This window comes from Myxococcus sp. CA056 (genome assembly GCF_013336715.1).
Classification (GTDB): Bacteria; Myxococcota; Myxococcia; order Myxococcales; family Myxococcaceae; genus Myxococcus; species Myxococcus llanfairpwllgwyngyllgogerychwyrndrobwllllantysiliogogogochensis.
On record NZ_JABUMT010000002.1, the window covers coordinates 400627 to 416608 of the forward strand.

Annotated in this window: 16 protein-coding genes; 10 read left to right on the forward strand and 6 right to left on the reverse strand. The window is 67.6% G+C overall.

Annotated features, from left to right (window positions below):
- Positions 1–278: 278 nt before the first annotated feature.
- The 6 genes from HUA76_RS09340 (at position 279) to HUA76_RS09365 (ending at position 4009) form a co-directional block, all read left to right on the forward strand.
- Positions 279–497, forward strand: a complete 219-nt coding sequence (locus HUA76_RS09340) for a hypothetical protein (RefSeq protein WP_174454334.1) — start codon at positions 279–281, stop codon at positions 495–497.
- The gene (gene map, locus HUA76_RS09345; protein WP_141640379.1) at positions 497–1495 is read left to right on the forward strand and encodes a type I methionyl aminopeptidase; all 999 of its coding nucleotides are present in this window, start codon (positions 497–499) and stop codon (positions 1493–1495) included. The genes HUA76_RS09340 and map overlap by 1 nt, the downstream gene beginning before the upstream one ends.
- 305 nt (positions 1496–1800) lie before the next feature.
- Positions 1801–2187 (forward strand): hypothetical protein, encoded by a 387-nt coding sequence (locus HUA76_RS09350; protein ID WP_174460638.1) that lies wholly within the window; start codon positions 1801–1803, stop codon positions 2185–2187.
- A gap of 156 nt (positions 2188–2343) precedes the next feature.
- Entirely contained in the window at positions 2344–2577 is a 234-nt protein-coding gene (locus tag HUA76_RS09355) for a hypothetical protein (RefSeq protein WP_174460639.1), read from the forward strand.
- Positions 2578–2610: 33 nt separating this feature from the next.
- Positions 2611–2985, forward strand: a complete 375-nt coding sequence (locus tag HUA76_RS09360) for a hypothetical protein (protein ID WP_174460640.1) — start codon at positions 2611–2613, stop codon at positions 2983–2985.
- Positions 2986–3046: 61 nt separating this feature from the next.
- On the forward strand, positions 3047–4009 hold the full coding sequence (locus HUA76_RS09365) for a prolipoprotein diacylglyceryl transferase family protein (RefSeq protein WP_174460641.1): 963 nt from the start codon (positions 3047–3049) through the stop codon (positions 4007–4009).
- Positions 4010–4012: 3 nt separating this feature from the next.
- Here HUA76_RS09365 and HUA76_RS09370 read toward each other — a convergent pair whose 3' ends face one another.
- On the reverse strand, positions 4013–4345 hold the full coding sequence (locus HUA76_RS09370; protein ID WP_254614117.1) for a DUF2917 domain-containing protein: 333 nt from the start codon (positions 4343–4345) through the stop codon (positions 4013–4015).
- 198 nt (positions 4346–4543) lie between these two features.
- Between HUA76_RS09370 and HUA76_RS09375 the strand changes: the two genes are divergently transcribed.
- Positions 4544–5980 (forward strand): PLP-dependent aminotransferase family protein, encoded by a 1437-nt coding sequence (locus HUA76_RS09375; protein WP_141640384.1) that lies wholly within the window; start codon positions 4544–4546, stop codon positions 5978–5980.
- Between the two features lie 7 nt (positions 5981–5987).
- Here HUA76_RS09375 and HUA76_RS09380 read toward each other — a convergent pair whose 3' ends face one another.
- Positions 5988–6677, reverse strand: a complete 690-nt coding sequence (locus tag HUA76_RS09380) for a hypothetical protein (protein WP_174460642.1) — start codon at positions 6675–6677, stop codon at positions 5988–5990.
- Between the two features lie 263 nt (positions 6678–6940).
- Here HUA76_RS09380 and HUA76_RS09385 point away from each other — a divergent pair, with 263 nt between their 5' ends.
- Positions 6941–7177 carry a hypothetical protein gene (locus HUA76_RS09385; protein ID WP_174460643.1) on the forward strand — a complete coding sequence of 79 codons (237 nt, stop codon included), beginning with the start codon at positions 6941–6943 and terminating at the stop codon, positions 7175–7177.
- A gap of 78 nt (positions 7178–7255) precedes the next feature.
- Here the strand turns inward: HUA76_RS09385 and HUA76_RS09390 are convergent, their stop codons facing one another.
- Positions 7256–7873: a hypothetical protein gene (locus HUA76_RS09390; protein ID WP_174453817.1), complete on the reverse strand. Its 618-nt coding sequence runs from the start codon at positions 7871–7873 to the stop codon at positions 7256–7258.
- Positions 7874–8066: 193 nt separating this feature from the next.
- Between HUA76_RS09390 and HUA76_RS09395 the strand changes: the two genes are divergently transcribed.
- A complete protein-coding gene (locus tag HUA76_RS09395) occupies positions 8067–9197 on the forward strand; it encodes a hypothetical protein (protein ID WP_174460644.1) in 1131 nt (376 codons plus the stop codon).
- 60 nt (positions 9198–9257) lie between these two features.
- Here the strand turns inward: HUA76_RS09395 and HUA76_RS09400 are convergent, their stop codons facing one another.
- Positions 9258–10358 carry an alkene reductase gene (locus HUA76_RS09400; RefSeq protein ID WP_174460645.1) on the reverse strand — a complete coding sequence of 367 codons (1101 nt, stop codon included), beginning with the start codon at positions 10356–10358 and terminating at the stop codon, positions 9258–9260.
- A gap of 239 nt (positions 10359–10597) precedes the next feature.
- On the opposite strand from HUA76_RS09400, the gene HUA76_RS46245 reads away from it, so the two are divergent.
- Positions 10598–13906, forward strand: coding sequence for an RCC1 repeat-containing protein (locus tag HUA76_RS46245; RefSeq protein WP_174460646.1), 3309 nt, complete (start codon positions 10598–10600; stop codon positions 13904–13906).
- 159 nt (positions 13907–14065) lie between these two features.
- Here the strand turns inward: HUA76_RS46245 and HUA76_RS09410 are convergent, their stop codons facing one another.
- Complete coding sequence (locus HUA76_RS09410; protein ID WP_174460647.1) at positions 14066–14536, reverse strand: NUDIX hydrolase; 471 nt, start codon at positions 14534–14536, stop codon at positions 14066–14068.
- Positions 14533–15723, reverse strand: a complete 1191-nt coding sequence (locus tag HUA76_RS09415; protein ID WP_371823454.1) for a DUF2380 domain-containing protein — start codon at positions 15721–15723, stop codon at positions 14533–14535. Before HUA76_RS09415 ends, HUA76_RS09410 begins: the two co-directional genes overlap by 4 nt.
- Between the last annotated feature and the right edge of the window lie 259 nt (positions 15724–15982).

The following is a 15982-nucleotide window of genomic DNA, read 5'->3' on the forward strand; positions in this document are numbered from 1 at the left end:
GTGTGACCTGCCATGGTGGGTCACCTGCGGACAACTCCCAGGGGAGGGCTCGACGTACCCGTGCGAGATGGGGCGGAAGCCTCCTGGAGCCCGGCACCAGGCGCTCGCCGACCTGCGGGCCCGCTCCCCTCCGGCCCTGGCGTCCCCGACCTCGGCCGGAGGGCCCCCAGGGGGGGGTGTTCTCCACTGGTCGCCCGGCCGCCCCTCACCCGGGGAGGCGGAAAGAAGCCGTGCGCCGAGCCGTGTCTAAGGGTATAGACAAGCCCTTCATGTGTCCCATGGTGAAGACCGAAGACCTCATCGACGCACAGGGCGTGGCCGGGCTGCTGCAACTGCGCCACTCCAACAGCGTCAGCACCTATCTGCGCCGCTACCCGGACATGCCCCGGCCCATCCTGGACCTGGGCACGGGACGTCCCCGGTTGTGGCTGCGTCCCCAGGTGATGCGCTGGCTGCGCGCCCGCAAGTCCGACACGGTCCACACCGGAGTTGAGTGATGACCACCGCCAGTCCCCGTACCCCTCCCGCCGTGCTGCCCGGTCCCAATGACGTCTGCTGGTGCGGCAGCGGCACCAAGTACAAGAAGTGTCACCGTGGCGCCGACGCCGTCGAGGCCCGCAAGAAGGGCCCCGAGGTGGCGCGCAATGGCATCCGGCCGGGCATCATCAGCCCCCGCCGCGATGTGCCCCTGAACATCCCTCGTCCGGACTACGCCGTGTCCGGGCGGCCGCTGCGTCGAGGCGGCGGGGACTCCGACATCAAGACGCCGGACGTCATCGCGCGCATGCGCCGCGCCTGCAAGGCCGCCGCGGAGGTGCTCCAGGAGGTGGCCAGCCACGTCCGCCCGGGCATCACCACCGACGAGCTGGATGCCATCACCCACGAGGCATACATCCGCCGGGGCGGCTATCCGAGCACGCTCAACTACCACGGCTTCCCCAAGTCGCTGTGCACCTCCGTCAACGAGGTCATCTGCCACGGCATCCCCGACAGCCGCGCGCTGGAGGATGGGGACATCGTCAACCTGGACATCACCATCTTCCTGGATGGGGTGCATGGGGACTGCTCGGCCACATACTTCGTGGGCACTCCGCAGCCGGAGAGCGAGCGACTGGTGCGCGTCACGCGCGAGTGCCTGGAGCTGGGCATCGCCGCCGTGAAGCCCGGCCGCCCCATCAGCGACATCGGCCGCGCGATTGAGACGCACGCCACGAAGAACGGCGTGAGCGTGGTGCGCGCCTACTGTGGCCACGGCATCGGCGAGACGTTCCACACGGCCCTCCAGATTCCGCACTACTACGAGCCGGAGGCCGACACCGTCATCCAGACGGGCATGATTTTCACCGTCGAGCCGATGATCAACCAGGGCGGCTGGGGCCACCGCACGTGGGACGACGGGTGGACCGCCGTCACCGCCGACGGCACCCGCAGCGCGCAGTTCGAGCACACGCTGCTCGTCACCGAGCAGGGCGCCGAAATCCTCACGGTGCCCTGAGCCGTCCTCCGCCGCACGAGGCCCCCTGCACACCAGGGGGCCTCCTCGGGCACCTACGGTGTTCCCACGTCGCCCCGCGGTCCGAGCCCGCCGTGTGAAGGCAGACAGTCTCCGGCTCGCGGACTTCCCGACACGAGGGCTTCATCCCTGTCGCGGAGTCGACGCCCCCGTCAAATGGCCTCCCAGCCTCGTCCGGACGGTGCGGTATCACCTGCGCCTGGCCGGGGCTCGACGTGTCTGGCTTTCGCGACGCGGAGCGCTCCGACGAGGGACTGTCCACGCGGTTGTGTCGCCGGAGGCGCGCCATGGCACTCGATATCGCTGTCGACCCCCAGTCGCTCAAGAGCGTCCAGGATGTCATCCAGACGCTGGAGGGGACCTTCCAGGTGGACTTCATCCCGGGCGTCCTGAAGAAGCTGGAGGAGAAGTTGCTCGTGGAGCGCGCCGCGTTCCGGGTGAATGAGCTGGCGCAGCGGTACGAGCTGGACCTCTACTTCGGACTGAAGGCCCCCGAGGTGGAGGACTCGCGGGAGCCTTTCTTGAAGGTGGGGATGAGCATCACCATCCAGCCGGAGGTCGTCTCCCGGGGGCGCAGGCCCGCGCGGTATGACGGCATGCTGGAAGTCCCACTCACCGGCGAGGCTGTCACCCACGTGCCGTTCGCGCTCTACCTGAAGAGAAGCCTCCGGTAGCGCTTCCGCTGTTTGAATATCAACAGCAACCAGCCTGCCAGGGTGATTGTGAGTTGGGTGCCACGCAGCAACAGTGCGCGTGGGCCCGTCGTGGTGTGGCTTTCGCGTCATTCATGGGGCCCATGAATCCCTTCAGTCTTGAAAGGAATTGTTCCCATGAAGAACTGGGTGACGTTGTGCCTTGTCTGCGTCGCGTCTGGAGCATTCGCCGCGGACAAGACTCCGCCGGCCAAGACGCCCCCTCCCTCCACCACGAAGCCGGCGCCGGAGTCCAAGGCCGCCGCGCCCAAGACGCTCACCATCGAGGAGGACAAGGCCGCGAAGCAGGACCCGAAGAACAAGAAGGTGGACACGAAGGCCACCGAGACCGCCAGCAAGCCGCTGCTGTAGCCCCGACTCGAAACCCCACGGAGGGCAAACCCCATGAAGAAGATGATGGCGGGACTGTGTCTTGTCTGGTTGTGTCTGTCTCAGGGAACGGCGCAGGGGGCCGAGGATTGCATCAAGACGATGAACCAGGGTGCCTCCACGGTGACGCTGGGTTTGTATGAGCAGGGCTGCATGACGATGTCCTGGGGCTCGGGGATCGTCACGAAGGACGTCACCTACAACTGCTGTGGCACCAGCGCGACCATCCGCATCAACTATGCGGACTGGGAGCGGCTGCGTACCGAAGGCAAGTTGGATGGCTTCCGCTACCAGAAGGCCGATTCCAGCAGTGGCTCGTACACCCTCTATTTCCGGAAGGTCGTCGGGACGGAAGTCACGAACATCCCTCCTGAAGACTTCTTCAAGTAGCGGACGTGCGCCCACGGGTGGGGCCGCACGCCCTCCCGTGGGACTTCCCGAGCGAGGCGTCGTGGACACCCCCTTCCTGCACGGAATCAATCCCTTCCTGTTCCGCTTCTCGGAGACGCTCTCCCTTCGCTGGACGGGGGCGGCATACCTCGTGGGCTTCCTGCTCGCGTTCGCGGTGCTCCGGCGTCAGGCGGCGCGAGGTGAAGGCCCTGTCGCGAAGCAGGAGGTGTCGGGCTTCGTGCTCTACGCCGGCCTCTTCGGAGTCATTCTGGGCGGACGACTGGGGTACGTGCTGCTGCACCAGTGGGATGACTTCTCGCGAGACGGCTCGGTCTTCTTCCAGTTCCGACAGGGAGGCGCGTCGGTGCTGGGGGCGGTGCTGGGAGTTCTCGCCTTCTCGGTGTACTTCGCGCGCCAGCAGCGACGCCCGTGGCTCCAGGTGACGGATGCGCTGGCGGTGCTCGCGCCGCTGGGGTTCTTGCTGGCGTACCTCGCGGTGTTCATGGATGGCGCGCCGCTGGGGCGGGTGACCTCCGTGCCCTGGGCCGTGCGCTTTCCCGCCGAGGTGGGGATGCCGGGTTTCCAGCCCGTGGTGACGCCGTCGTTCGACGTGTCCACCCTGGCCTATGCCCCGGGGCATGAGGTGGCGGCGCTGGCGCGCGCGGATGCGACCTTCCTCGCGGAGCTGCACCGCATCCTCCCCGCGCGGCACCCCGTGTTGCTCTATCAGGCCCTACTGGAGGGACTGCTGTTGGGCGGTGTCCTGCTGGCGGTGCGTGCGCTGTGGCGCTCGCGGCCCGTGGGGCTGCTGAGCGGGCTGTTCTTCGCGCTGCAGGGGGGCCTGGCCCTGGTCGGTCTCCTGTTCCGCGAGGCCCAGCCGAACCTGTCCTTCGCCGCGCAGCTCGAGCAGGGGGTGCTCCCACCCGTGCTGATGCTGGGGGTGGGGGCGGCCTTCCTCCTGAGTGTGCTGGGCCAGCGTCCGGACGCGGTGGGTGTGCCCGCGCCCGTGAAGCTGGAGGGGTGAGACTCAGGAGGGACAGGGAGGCGGGTGCGCGCCCTTCGTCAGGCGGAAGCGCGCCGGCCTCAGGGCCTGCACCACGATGTGGCCTGCCTGCTCCAGGCGCAGCGTGGCGCCGGGCTCCAGCACGTAGTCCGTCGGGTCCGCGTCGAGCGTGAGCCAGAGCCGACCCTCGGTGCAGGTGAGCGTCAGGCCCTCGGTTCCTCGCACGCGCCGACTCCAGAGCGCGCCCTGGACCAGTCCGAAGCAGCCTGACTCCGCTTCCGGGTGTGCTTCCGGCTTCAAGTGACTCCACAGCGTGCTCCACCAGCTCCGCCGCGTCAGAGCGAACATCGACTCCATGGCTCCATGACCTCCTTGCGCGTCGCAACATGCGCCCTGTCGCGGGAACAGAACAGATGCAGCCGATTGTCATTGTGACCAGTACAGTCCCGGGGTGGGAAACTGTACCGGTCCGACATGCGGTCAGGTGTATCTGGGCAGCGGGCGTCGGGCCCGGTACCGATACAGGTCCCGGGACGGCATCTCGACGGAGGTGGCATGGGCGCGCTGGCACACAAACCGAAGCTGTACGAGCAGGTGGCCGAGCGACTGGAGGAGGCCATCGCCGCGGGGACGCTGCGAGCGGGGGACCGGCTTCCCTCGGTGCGCCAGCTCAGCCTGCGTGAGCGGGTGAGTGTCTCCACGGTGCTCCAGGCGTATCTGCACCTGGAGTCGGTGGGGCTCATCGAGACGCGGCCGCAGTCGGGCCACTACGTGCGTCGCCGCGAGCGCCCGCGTCTCGCCGAGCCGCAGGTGTCCCGGCCCGCGACGAGCGCCACGCCCGTCACCATCAGCGGGCTGGTGTCCCGCGTGTACCAGGCGATGAGGGACCCTCGCATCGTGCAGCTCGGTGGGGCGTGGCCCGCGCCGGAGCTGTTGCCCACGCGCAGGTTGTACCGGGAGCTGAACGCGCTCACGCGCGAGGCCGGTGACGTGGGGGTGCTGTACGACGCGCCGCCGGGGTGCCCGGAACTTCGGCAGCAGCTGGCGCGGCGCTCGCTCGACTGGGGTGGGGCGCTGGCACCCGAGGACTTCATCATCACCTGTGGCGCGGCGGAGGCGATTCACCTGTGCCTGCTCGCCGTGGCGCGCACGGGGGACACCATCGCGATTGAGTCTCCCGCGTACTACGGCACGTTGCAGGCCATCGAGTCGCTGGGGCTGAAGGCGCTGGAGATTCCGTGCTCGCCGCGACATGGGATGGAGCTGGATGCGTTGGAGGCGGCGCTGGAGCGGCGGCGCGTGGCGGCGGTGCTGGTGGTGCCGAGCTTCAGCAATCCGGTGGGCAGTTGCATGCCGGAGGCGCGGCGGCGTCGGTTGGTGGCGATGCTGGAGGCGCGGGGCGTTCCGCTCATCGAGGATGACTTGTATGGCGACCTGCACTTCGACGCGGAGCGCCCGCGCACGTGCAAGTCCTTCGACACGTCAGGGAACGTGCTGCTGTGTGGCTCGTTCTCGAAGACGCTCGCGCCGGGGTTCCGCGTCGGGTACGTGGCGCCGGGGCGGTTCCGCGAGCGGGTGGAGTTGCTGAAGTTCTCGCACACGATTGCCACGGCGTCGTTGCCTCCGCTCGCGATTGCGCGGTTCCTGGAAGAGGGCGGGTATGACCGGCACCTGCGCTCGCTGCGCCGCCATCTCATGTCCCAGGTGGAGAGCATGGCTGGGGGCGTGGCGGAGTATTTCCCGGAGGGGACGCGGGTGGCTCGGCCGTCGGGGGGCTCGTTGTTGTGGGTGGAGCTGCCGCCCAAGGTGGACTCACTGGCGTTGCATGAGCGCGCCATCGAGGCGGGCATCAGCATCGCGCCCGGGCCCATCTTCTCCGCGCGGCCGGACTCATATCGGAATTTCATCCGACTGAGCTGTGGTCAGCCGTGGACGCCGCGAGTCGAAGCTGCGGTGTCCACGCTGGGGAGCCTGGCGCGCAGCCTCGCGTGACGGGGCTTCAGCGAATGAAGAGGAGGCCCAGGCCCTGGCGGGAGGCCTTGTCCAGGGCGTGCGTGGCCGCGTCGAGCGCGCGCGCCGGGTCGCCGCGTCGCGCGAGGGACAGCTTGCGCTGAAACCAGGCGCTCAGGCGGGCGGAGCGGAGGAGGGGCTTGTAGTCGGGGGCGCCGGCCAGGTGCTCGCGCAGGCCCTCGCGAAGCTGGCGGACCTCGGAGCCCGTCCAGAAGCCGAGGGCCGGGTACACGCGCTTGAAGCCACGGCCCATGGGTCCATCCTTTCCGGGCATGCGGCCCGAGACGGTGAAGCGCCAGAGTCGCTGGATGGGCTCCGGGCAGGATGTGCCGACGACCGCCTCCGCCGCCTGGAGGTCGTACTCGCTGGGATGGAGCTGCGTGGCCAGCTCCAGGGGCTCCCCTCGCGTGTCCTCGTCCAGGTGGACGAGTTCGTCCGCGAGCACGTCGAGCAGGTCCCAGACTCCGTCCTCGAGTCGCTCGGGAAGCCGGGTCACGGTGTCAGCGCCGTGCCGGGACAGGTGGTCCATCAGCTCCAGGAGCAGGACGTCGTCATCGTCCTCCTCGGGGTCCTCCAGGCCCTCGGCCACCGTGGCGCGCATGGCTGCGAGTCGCGTGGGAGTCAGCACACCGGCGAGTCCCTCGGGGGGAGTCAGGAAGAAGGAGACAGGGGCACGCATGGCCTCTGTGTACACCGCCTCACGGCGGGTCGCGCGGGGTTGGGACGCCAACTGTGCCAGGACGAGTTCGCGGAGCGACTCGCCCGGCCACGAGCGGCTGCCTGTCGCCTTGCGCGGGAGGTATTGCCTCCGGAGTCATTCCTGCCTCGGGTCTCCCTTGGGAGGTGATGCCAGACATGTGAGGGATTGGTCCTGCTCGGGCTTCATGTCATTCTGCGGACCGAAGTCCCCCAGCCGCATTCACGCTGAATCAGGAGTGTCCCATGCGAAAGACCTTCCTCGCGGTCGCGTTCGTAGCCGGGTTGTTGACGGGTTGTGGTGGAGCGGAGACAGAAGAGGCGATGGACACGCAGGCGGTCGCACAGCCGTTGGATGCACGCGCGGCCTGTCTGGAGGCCTGCGCGGTTCAGAGCGGCAGGTGCTGGCAGAACGCCACCACGCCAGCGGCCCAGGCGTGGTGTCAGACGATTACCGAGCGCTGCCCCCTGAAGTGTGAGTAGTCCCTGACGGGGCGCGGGTTCGCGATGCCTCCAGGGCCGGGCCAGGGGAGACAGACCATGGCCCGGCTCATGCGAGTGTCAGCAGTTCAGGTTGATGCGGATGAAGTCCACCATGGACTCGTTCTGCATGCGGAACTGCAGCATGTCGCCCACCGAGGTGATGGGGAGCGGCATGCACAGGAAGGCGGTGTTGCCCGGGTTCCACGTCGGGGTCAGCGCGGGCGTCACGGCCGTGTTGGCGATGATGGGGAAGCTGTAGGTGCCAAAGTCCGTGTCGTGCACGGTGATGGTGTCGTTCTGAGGGGTCGTCGGAAGCGCCCGGGAATAGGCGCAGAGCGTCAGCGTGCAGAACGGTGTCTGGGTGAAACAGCTCCGAAGTCCGTGCCGCAGCGTGGCCACGGTATGACGGTTGGAGGTGGCGTCATCCAGCGTCTTGAGCTGGCTGGCCGGGATGCCGTTGGCCGCGAGGTAGGTGACGAACTCGGGCATCGCCGTGGGGGCGTAGGGCAACGGGTCCGGTCCTCCGCCGAAGTTGTCGGCCGTCCCGAAGGTGACGGACATGTTCGGGGTGCAGACGGTCTGCTCGGCCTCACCCAGGGCGTCGTCACCGAGGGTGGGCTCCTCGGCGGAACCACAGGCGGTCAGGGCGAAAGGCAGCAGTCCCAGGGCAAGCAGCGCGGAAGCGGAACGGGGCATGGAGGTCCTCCGGGTCGAGTGGGTACGGCGGTTGTGAAGCCGTGCAGGGCCGTCGGAGTGTCATATCCCGCACGGCCTACGAGTGAAGCCTGCAATAACGCCAGGCGCGAGTCCACGACGTGGTGCATGGGCTGCTCTTCGGCTGCTCCATGCGGCAGGATGCCGACGTCGTCGTCATGTCCAAGGATTCCTGATGAACCGTCTTCCTGTACGTCTCGCGCTGCTCCCTCTTCTGGCCACGCTGCTCGCGGGCGGTACCCAGGCGGCCGACCTGAAGGTGACGACACTCACGGTCATCCCCAAGCCTGATGCGGAGCACCCCTATCCGCAGGACGTCATCCAGATGCCGTTCATCACCCACGACAAGCCGGAGGTGGCCGCCAATATCAATGACCGCCTGTTCATCGCCCGGTTCAAGGCGCTGGCGCCAGCCAAGGCGGAACCTCGACTGCCAGCTCAGGAACTCGACCTGGCGGGCCTGGCCGGTCAGGAATTCGGAGTGAAGCGCAACGATGCGCGGCTGCTCACGATTGGATTCAAGGCCGAAGTCTGCGGCGCCTACTGCGAGACGGACCATGTCGCCTTCAGCTTCGACACACGGACCGGCCGCCTGCTCAATCCGCAGGAGTTGTTCACCCGTGTCGGAGTGCAGGCGCTGAGCAAACGCATGCAGAAAGAAAAACAGCGCGTCTACCGGGCGCAGATGGCGAAGCATGAGAAGGAGCTGAAGGCGTCACGCAAGCAGAAAGCTGATAGCGAGACGCTTGACGACCTGGAGGCGCGCATCGCCCTCAATCGCGAGTGTCTGGCAAGCAATGCGCAGGATGCAGAGGCAGCGTCCGCCAGGACCTCCTTCGATGAGCGCTGGGAGTTCAATGCGGAGGTAGCCGTTCTGACGGCGGAGCGCTGCAGCAACCACGCCTCGCGCGCGCTCGACGACGTAGGCGGTGTCAGCCTGTCACTGCCGTACGCCACCCTGCGTCCGCATCTGACGGCCTATGGCAAGAGCGTGCTGCTGGGTGAAGGCCAGGCGTTGTCAGGCGATGTCTTGGGTCAGGTGCTGCGCGGTCGTATCGGCAAGCAGCCGATTGTCATGGTGTTGGAGAAGCAGTACGACAACTCGGTGTCCGGCGTGTACTTCTACGAGAAATATCGCAAGCGGATTGAGCTGAACGGCCAGGAAGAAGGCGGGAAGCTCGACCTGCAGGAGCAGGATGCGGACGGCACCCCGGTGGCGCAGCTGCGACTGGAGGTTGGCAACAACCACCTGCGAGGTGAATGGCTGGGCAAACAGTCCTCGCAGGTGGAGCTTCGCGCACCCTGAGTCGCGCGGAGTGGGTGAAGGCCACGCCGATGTCTGGCAGTGGCACTACCCCGCCCCAGGTCAGAGGCTGGGATAGTCGATGTAGCCCTTGGCGCCGCCGCCGTAGAGCGTCGTCTTGTCGAGCCGGGCCAGGGGCGCGTTCTCACGCAACCGGCGCACGAGGTCCGGGTTGGAGATGTACAAGCGGCCGAAGGAGACGAGGTCCGCGCCCGCTTCGACGGCCTTGCTCGCGAGCTCCCCGTCGTAGCTGTTGTTGACCATCCACGCCGCCTTTCCGCCCGCGTCGCGATACGCCTTTTTCAGCGCTGCGTAGTCGAATGGACGGTCCGCCAGCTCACGCGCTCCCCCGGTGGCCCCCTCGATGATGTGGACGTAGGCGAGGCCGAGCTTCGCCAGCTCACGCACGACGGACTCGAAGAGCGGCTGCGGGTTGGCGTCGAACGCGTCGTTGGCGGTGGTGACGGGGGAAAGGCGGATGCCCGTGCGTCCGGCCCCCACGGCGTCAATCACCGCGCGCGTGACCTCCAGCATCAGGCGGGCCCGGTTCTCGATGCTTCCGCCGTAGTTGTCCGTGCGCTGGTTGGAGCCCGTCTTGAGGAACTGGTCGAGCAGGTAGCCGTTGGCGCCATGAATCTCCACCCCATCGAAGCCCGCGACCTCCACGGCGTCGCGCGCGGCGCGCGCGTAATCACGAACGATGCCGGGGAGCTCCGCCACCTCCAGCGCGCGAGGAACGGAGGTCGGCTCGAACGTGGGGACTCCGTTCCTGAACAACACGGTCCGGGTGTTGGCGACGACGGCCGAGGGAGCCACGGGCGCTGCGTTGCCCGGCTGAAGCTCCGTGTGGGATACGCGCCCCACATGCCAGAGCTGGGTGACGATGCGGCCCCCGGCCTCGTGCACGGCGTGGGTGACTTTCTTCCACGCGGCGAGCTGCTCGGGGGCGTACAGGCCGGGCACGTCGGCGTAGCCCTGCGCCTGGTGGCTGATGGCGGTCGCCTCGCTGATGAGCAGCCCGGCGGAGGCGCGCTGGGCGTAGTAGGTGGCGGCGAGGTCCGGAGGGATGGCGCCGGGCGAGCGGTTGCGCGTCAGCGGCGCCATGACGATTCGGTTGGCGAGCCGCAGGTCGCCCACGGTGATGGGGTCGAAGAGAGTAGGCATGTTCGTGTCGTGAGGGGAGGAGGGGAGGCGCAGCGTAACGGCCTGCGTTTCCCGTCACCACACGAACCCCAACCTGGAGGTCTCCATTGACCTGGCGGTTGGATGCAACCGAGACACACGTGTCAGCCAGTCCCGAGACGTTTTTCACGCCCGTGAGGCCGTGAGAGACATTCGGGGTCTTGTTCTTTGTCCTCACGGGTGCTTGGTTCCCGAGCTGTTTTGAAAAGGGGGACTCACTCATGAATCGTGGCACGAGACGGATGTCTGGCATCGCGGCGTGGTGCGGGTTGCTGTGCGCGCTGTGGATGGGGGGATGCACAGGAAGTGCTCCGGAGGAGACGACACCCGAGCCCGCCTCCGCGCGCGCCGCGGAAGGCTTCTCTCGTCAGGGAACGGTGCTGGCGGGGCGCAACCACTCCCTGGCCCTGCGCTCGGATGGGACGGTGTGGTCCTGGGGTGGCAATACCTTCGGACAACTGGGCAATGGCACGACGCGCTCGCGTCCGTTCCCCGTGCGGGTGTGGCGCTTGTTCGACATCCGGGCGCTCGGCGCGGGTGAGCTGCATTCGCTGGCGCTGAAGTCGGATGGGACGGTGTGGGCGTGGGGCAACAACATGAGTGGACAGCTCGGGGATGGGAGTATGACTTCGCGTCACGTGCCGGTGCCCGTACCTGGACTGACGAACGGCGTGGCCATCGCCGCGGGCTTCTCCCACTCCCTGGTCCTGAAGTCGGATGGAACGGTGTGGGCGTGGGGCAACAACGCGACGGGACAGCTGGGGGATGGGACGACGACGCGCAGGACGTCGCCCGTGCAGGTGCAGGGCCTGTCCGGGGTGATGGCCATCTCCGCGGGCAATGTCCATTCACTGGCGCTGACCGCGGATGGGCGCGTCTGGTCCTGGGGCGGCAACGCGGACGGACAGCTGGGAACCGGAGACCTCACGGGCCGCACCCTGCCCGCGGCGCTCCCGGGCCTGACGGGCCTGACGTCCGTGTCGGGTGGCGGCTCGCACACGGTGGCGCTGAGGGTGGACGGCACGGTGTGGACCTGGGGCAAGAACGACGAAGGACAGCTCGGCCTGGGGTCGACTGGCGTGAGCCTCGTCCCCACGCAGGTTCCGGCGCTGAGCGGTGTCGAGGCGGTGGTGGGCGGCGGGCAGCACACCGTGGCGCTGAAGGGCGATGGGACGGTGTGGGCGTGGGGCAGCAACGCGAGGTCGCAGCTGGGTGATGGGACGATGCTCCAGCGGCTGTCGCCCGTGCAGGTGCCAGGCCTCACGCAGGTCCGAGGCGTGTCGGCGGGCGGTGGACAGCACTCGGTGGCGGTGAAGGCGAGTGGCGAAGTCTGGGCCTGGGGTTCGAACAGCGACGGGCAGGTGGGCGACGGGTCGTATCTGATGAAGTCGGTGCCCATCGCGACGCGCGCGTGGCTGGAGCGAGTCGAGGCCTCGGGGGGGCAGAGCCATTCCCTGGCGTTGAAGGCGGACGGCACTGTCTGGTCCTGGGGCAGCAACCTGTATGGGCAGATGGGTGATGGGTCGACCGAGTCGCGCTGGGGGCCCATCAAGGTCACGCTCCCGGGGCTGCCCCTGGTGGGCTCGGTCGCCGCCGGAGGAGTGCATTCGGTGGTCCTCAGGGAAGACGGCACGGTGTGGTCCTGGGGTTACAACGGCTACGGCTCCGTCGGAGATGGGACGACGACCTGGCGAAAGCTCCCGGTCCAGGTCCCAGGTCCGCTGGTGGCCGTGGCCGTGGCCACCGGCATCCGTCATTCCCTGGCGTTGAAGGCGGACGGCACGGTGTGGTCCTGGGGTGCGAACTCCGCCGGACAGCTGGGCGATGGGACGGCACTCAACCGGACCCTGCCCACCTATGTCCCGGGGCTGTTGGGCATCGTTTCAATCGCCGCGGGCGAGGCGCATTCGTTGGCCGTGAAGTCCGACGGCACGGTCTGGACGTGGGGCTATAACAGCACGCTCCCGATGGAGCTGGACCCCGAGGAGCCGATTGGACCGGGTCTGGTGGCCCCGACGCAGGTGCAGGGGCTGGCGGACGTGGTGGCCGTGGGGGGCGGCAACAGCCACTCCGTGGCGCTGAAGGCGGACGGAACGGTCTGGGCCTGGGGCAACAACGATTCCGGGCAGCTGGGGGATGGCACCTTCGTGTCGCGGATGGCGCCTGCCCAGGTGGTGGGGCTGTCGGGGGTGGTCGCCGTGTCCGCGAATGGGGCGTTCTCATCGGCGCTGAAGGCGGACGGGACGGTGTGGACGTGGGGCGGGAACTCGCTCGGGCAACTGGGCGGGGGCGTCTCCGCGTCGCGGCCGCTGCCCGCGCAGGTTCCGGGTGTGTCCAATGTCCGGTCCCTGATGGCGGGCGGGACGCATTCCCTGGTGATGAAGGACGACGGGACGCTGTGGTCCTGGGGGCACAACTATTACGGCCAGATTGGTGATGGGGTGACCGACAGGAAGGCGAGCCCTGTTCCCTCGTTGGTGCTTCGCTCGCGTGGGGTGGCCGCGGCCACTCAGGTCTCGATGGGATTGACTCCGGACGGCAAGGTCCAGACCTGGGGCGTGAACACGTGGGGGCAGTTGGGGGACGGAAGCAGATTCACCCGGCCGGAGCCCATCGAGGTGCCTGGGCTGACGGGGATGGTGGCTGTCTCCATGGCGTATTCCCATGCGCTGGCGTTGAAGTCAGACGGAACGGCGTGGGCCTGGGGGTCGAACTCGAGTGGAACCTTGGGAGACGGGACGCGGACCCAGCGCTTCAATCCCGTGCAGGTGATGCCCTCGACCCGGTTTCTGTCCATCTCCACGGGGTCCGCGCACAGCATGGCCCTGGCGGAAGATGGGACGGTGTGGGCCTGGGGGGGCAATGGATATGGAGAGCTGGGGGACGGGACGCAGACCCTGCGCTCCCAGCCGGTCCAGGTGCAGGGGCTGACGCAGGTGACTGCCATCGCGGCGGGGAACTCCTTTTCGGTGGCCTTGAGGGCGAACGGGACGGTGTGGACCTGGGGCGCCAACAGTCAGGGGCAGTTGGGGATCAACTCCACGGTGCCGCGTTCGCTGCCCGTCCAGGTGCCGGGGCTCACGGCCATCACCGCCGTGTCGGCGGGAAATAGCCATGTCCTGGCCTTGAAGTCCGACGGGACGGTGTGGGGGTGGGGCTCCAACTCCTACGGAGAGGTGGGGGAGGGCACCACGGTCGGCAAGCTCATCCCCGTCCAGACGAAGGTGCTGACCGGAGTGTTGTCCATCGCGGCGGGTGTGAATCACAACCTCGCCATCACGGTGGGAGGACTGGTCTGGTCCTGGGGACGCAATGAGCAGGGACAGCTGGGAGATGGAGTCCCGTCCACGTCGAAGCTCCTGCCCGCGCGAGTGAGCGCGCTTGGTACCGCCGTGGCGGTCGCCGCCGGAGGAGACCATTCCCACGCCATCCTCGCGGACCGGAGCCTCTGGTCCTGGGGCGGTAGCGCCAATGGACAGCTTGGCACCGGGCTGTCACTCATCCGGGCTGCTCCCGTGCAGGTCTGGTGAGTCTTCACGCCGCGTCGTCGTTCTCAAGGGGGGCCACTGCACAGTCTTTCGCTAGTGGCCCCCAACTTTCGGTTGCCCCCGTGCCGGAGCGCTTCGGTGCGCATTGTGTGGGCGGCGGCATAGGAGTGCCGCACTGGCTGGTGGCGTCGACGCCACCGGTCAGGCTTCCTTGTCAGGCAAGAGCGTCCGGAGAAGTTCGTCGTCAGGACCGAGCGGGTGCCAGCCAGCGAGAGGCGGGTTGGCAAGGAGGGCATCGCTAGCCCGGTCAACCATCTCCTTGTGGGTTTCCGGGGTGTAGGCGAACCACTGGCCGAGCACTATCGCAACCTCTGTTCGTGCCTCGCGATTCAGTACGTCAGGCCAGCCGTTGGGGAGGCATGTGTACAGTTCCCGCACGAACTGCCCGCGTACCAATCGCGTGAGCTGTTTGCTTCGCTCGGCCTCCGCCACCAGCACGCTGAACACCTGCACCCCCGCGATGTCGTCCTTGCCTAGTTCCTCGGCCAGCGCCACCAGTGATGCGGTTGGGCGTGCTTCGGCAAAGGCCATAAGGGACTCGTACCCTCGCTCGCGGACCTTTTCGTACAGGCGGGCCTTCCAGTTCCCCTGCCACGAACGTCCATCGGTCATCGCCTTCCCCCCTTGGTGAACTTCATCGGGATGTCGTAGCGCTTCATGTTCTCCGCGACGATCCGCAGGATCGTGTTCCGCGTCAACATCTGGCCATCCCTGCGTTCGGCTCGTTGTAGTGCATCCATGATCATGCGGTTCCACTCACCGGGCCATGTGCGCCCCAGCTTCCAGTTCCCCCCGCCGTGAATCGCTTCGTGCTGGGACTTCTCCAGCCTCACGCAGAACTGGTCAATGTCCATGTCGCCCTTGAAGCCGCGCTGCTCGAACCACTCGCGGTGCTCTTTCGGCATCACGTGGTGCCGTGGCGCTTCGGACATGCCCGCTCCCGCTCTCCCCGTCACCTGCATGCCGCGCACCTCGGGACTGTCCCCTAAGGCATCGCGCACGCCCTCAGGCAAGTCCTGGTGCGCTTGCGCCATCATCACCCGACCGCCGTGGATGCGGACGGCCGCGCTCACTGCCGGAACGGAGATGACGCCCGCCTGCACGAGCCTTCGCATCATCTCCACCCACTCAGCGGAGACGACAAGCCGCGAGCCGGCCATGACGCCCCCTGAACTCATCACGAGGCCCACGCTGAGCGTCATGGAAGCAGCCGGGGGCGGGCGGGGTAGCGACATCTTCAGCGTGGAAATCAGGGTGAGCATCTCCAGCACCTGCACCGCCACCATGACCTTTCCACCCAATTCCATGGCCGAACGTGCGTCTCGATGAAGCGCGTCGAACTCATGGGTCAGCTTCCCCATCAGCTCGGGCATCGCGTTCGCCGCTGCCGCTCCCCGCTCCAGGTCCAGTGAGGCGAGGTCCGCCAGCGTGGGCTCCATCAAGCCCTGGACGCGATGAAGGTCCACGAACAGCTTTTCAGTGCCGCACATGGGGCAGTCTCGAAGCAGGGCGTCAGTAAGTTGGAGGAAGTCCACCCACGTGGCCAGCAGCAGGGTGCCGAACATCGCGGCCTGGAGTCGAGGTCCCGACATGCGGAGGACGCTCAGCTCCATGTCCGAATCCCCCACCTCCGACGCTACTCCCGCCAGCGCGGTGGCACTCCCCAACGCACCTCGAAGCCACGTCTGTTGATTGGCGCAGTGGTCGAGATAGCGCGTGAACACGCCGTCGAGCCCCCGGCCACCGAGGGCAGTCAAACGCGATGCGAGCCGCGAGCGCACCTCTTCGCTGCTCTCCATGGAACGCTTCACTTCGTCAATGGCCGCGAGGATTGCTTCTCGCGTTGGCGCGGTACTCTGCTCGCCGCCCGCGGCAGCTCCAGACGCAGTGCCCGGCCCAGCTCGCGTTGCGTCGTGACGTGGCCCCTGGCGGCGCAATCGCCGCTGGTGCACCTCTGGCCCCGACATGGAGAGATGCGAGGGGACAAAAGCGCGCGGGTATTCTTCGCTCGACGCATCTGTCACCGCAGGGGGAGTGGCCACGCGGGGCGTGTCGTTC

Coding starts and splice junctions, on each gene's coding strand:
- HUA76_RS09350 (WP_174460638.1), top strand. CDS start 1,801: ATGGCACTCGATATCGCTGTCGACCCCCAGTCGCTCAAGAGCGTCCAG.
- HUA76_RS09360 (WP_174460640.1), top strand. CDS start 2,611: ATGAAGAAGATGATGGCGGGACTGTGTCTTGTCTGGTTGTGTCTGTCT.
- HUA76_RS09375 (WP_141640384.1), top strand. CDS start 4,544: ATGGGCGCGCTGGCACACAAACCGAAGCTGTACGAGCAGGTGGCCGAG.
- HUA76_RS09415 (WP_371823454.1), bottom strand. CDS start 15,723: ATGGAGAGCAGCGAAGAGGTGCGCTCGCGGCTCGCATCGCGTTTGACT.
- HUA76_RS46245 (WP_174460646.1), top strand. CDS start 10,598: ATGAATCGTGGCACGAGACGGATGTCTGGCATCGCGGCGTGGTGCGGG.
- HUA76_RS09385 (WP_174460643.1), top strand. CDS start 6,941: ATGCGAAAGACCTTCCTCGCGGTCGCGTTCGTAGCCGGGTTGTTGACG.
- map (WP_141640379.1), top strand. CDS start 497: ATGACCACCGCCAGTCCCCGTACCCCTCCCGCCGTGCTGCCCGGTCCC.
- HUA76_RS09390 (WP_174453817.1), bottom strand. CDS start 7,873: ATGCCCCGTTCCGCTTCCGCGCTGCTTGCCCTGGGACTGCTGCCTTTC.
- HUA76_RS09410 (WP_174460647.1), bottom strand. CDS start 14,536: ATGACCGATGGACGTTCGTGGCAGGGGAACTGGAAGGCCCGCCTGTAC.
- HUA76_RS09380 (WP_174460642.1), bottom strand. CDS start 6,677: ATGCGTGCCCCTGTCTCCTTCTTCCTGACTCCCCCCGAGGGACTCGCC.
- HUA76_RS09400 (WP_174460645.1), bottom strand. CDS start 10,358: ATGCCTACTCTCTTCGACCCCATCACCGTGGGCGACCTGCGGCTCGCC.
- HUA76_RS09340 (WP_174454334.1), top strand. CDS start 279: ATGGTGAAGACCGAAGACCTCATCGACGCACAGGGCGTGGCCGGGCTG.
- HUA76_RS09395 (WP_174460644.1), top strand. CDS start 8,067: ATGAACCGTCTTCCTGTACGTCTCGCGCTGCTCCCTCTTCTGGCCACG.
- HUA76_RS09355 (WP_174460639.1), top strand. CDS start 2,344: ATGAAGAACTGGGTGACGTTGTGCCTTGTCTGCGTCGCGTCTGGAGCA.
- HUA76_RS09370 (WP_254614117.1), bottom strand. CDS start 4,345: ATGGAGTCGATGTTCGCTCTGACGCGGCGGAGCTGGTGGAGCACGCTG.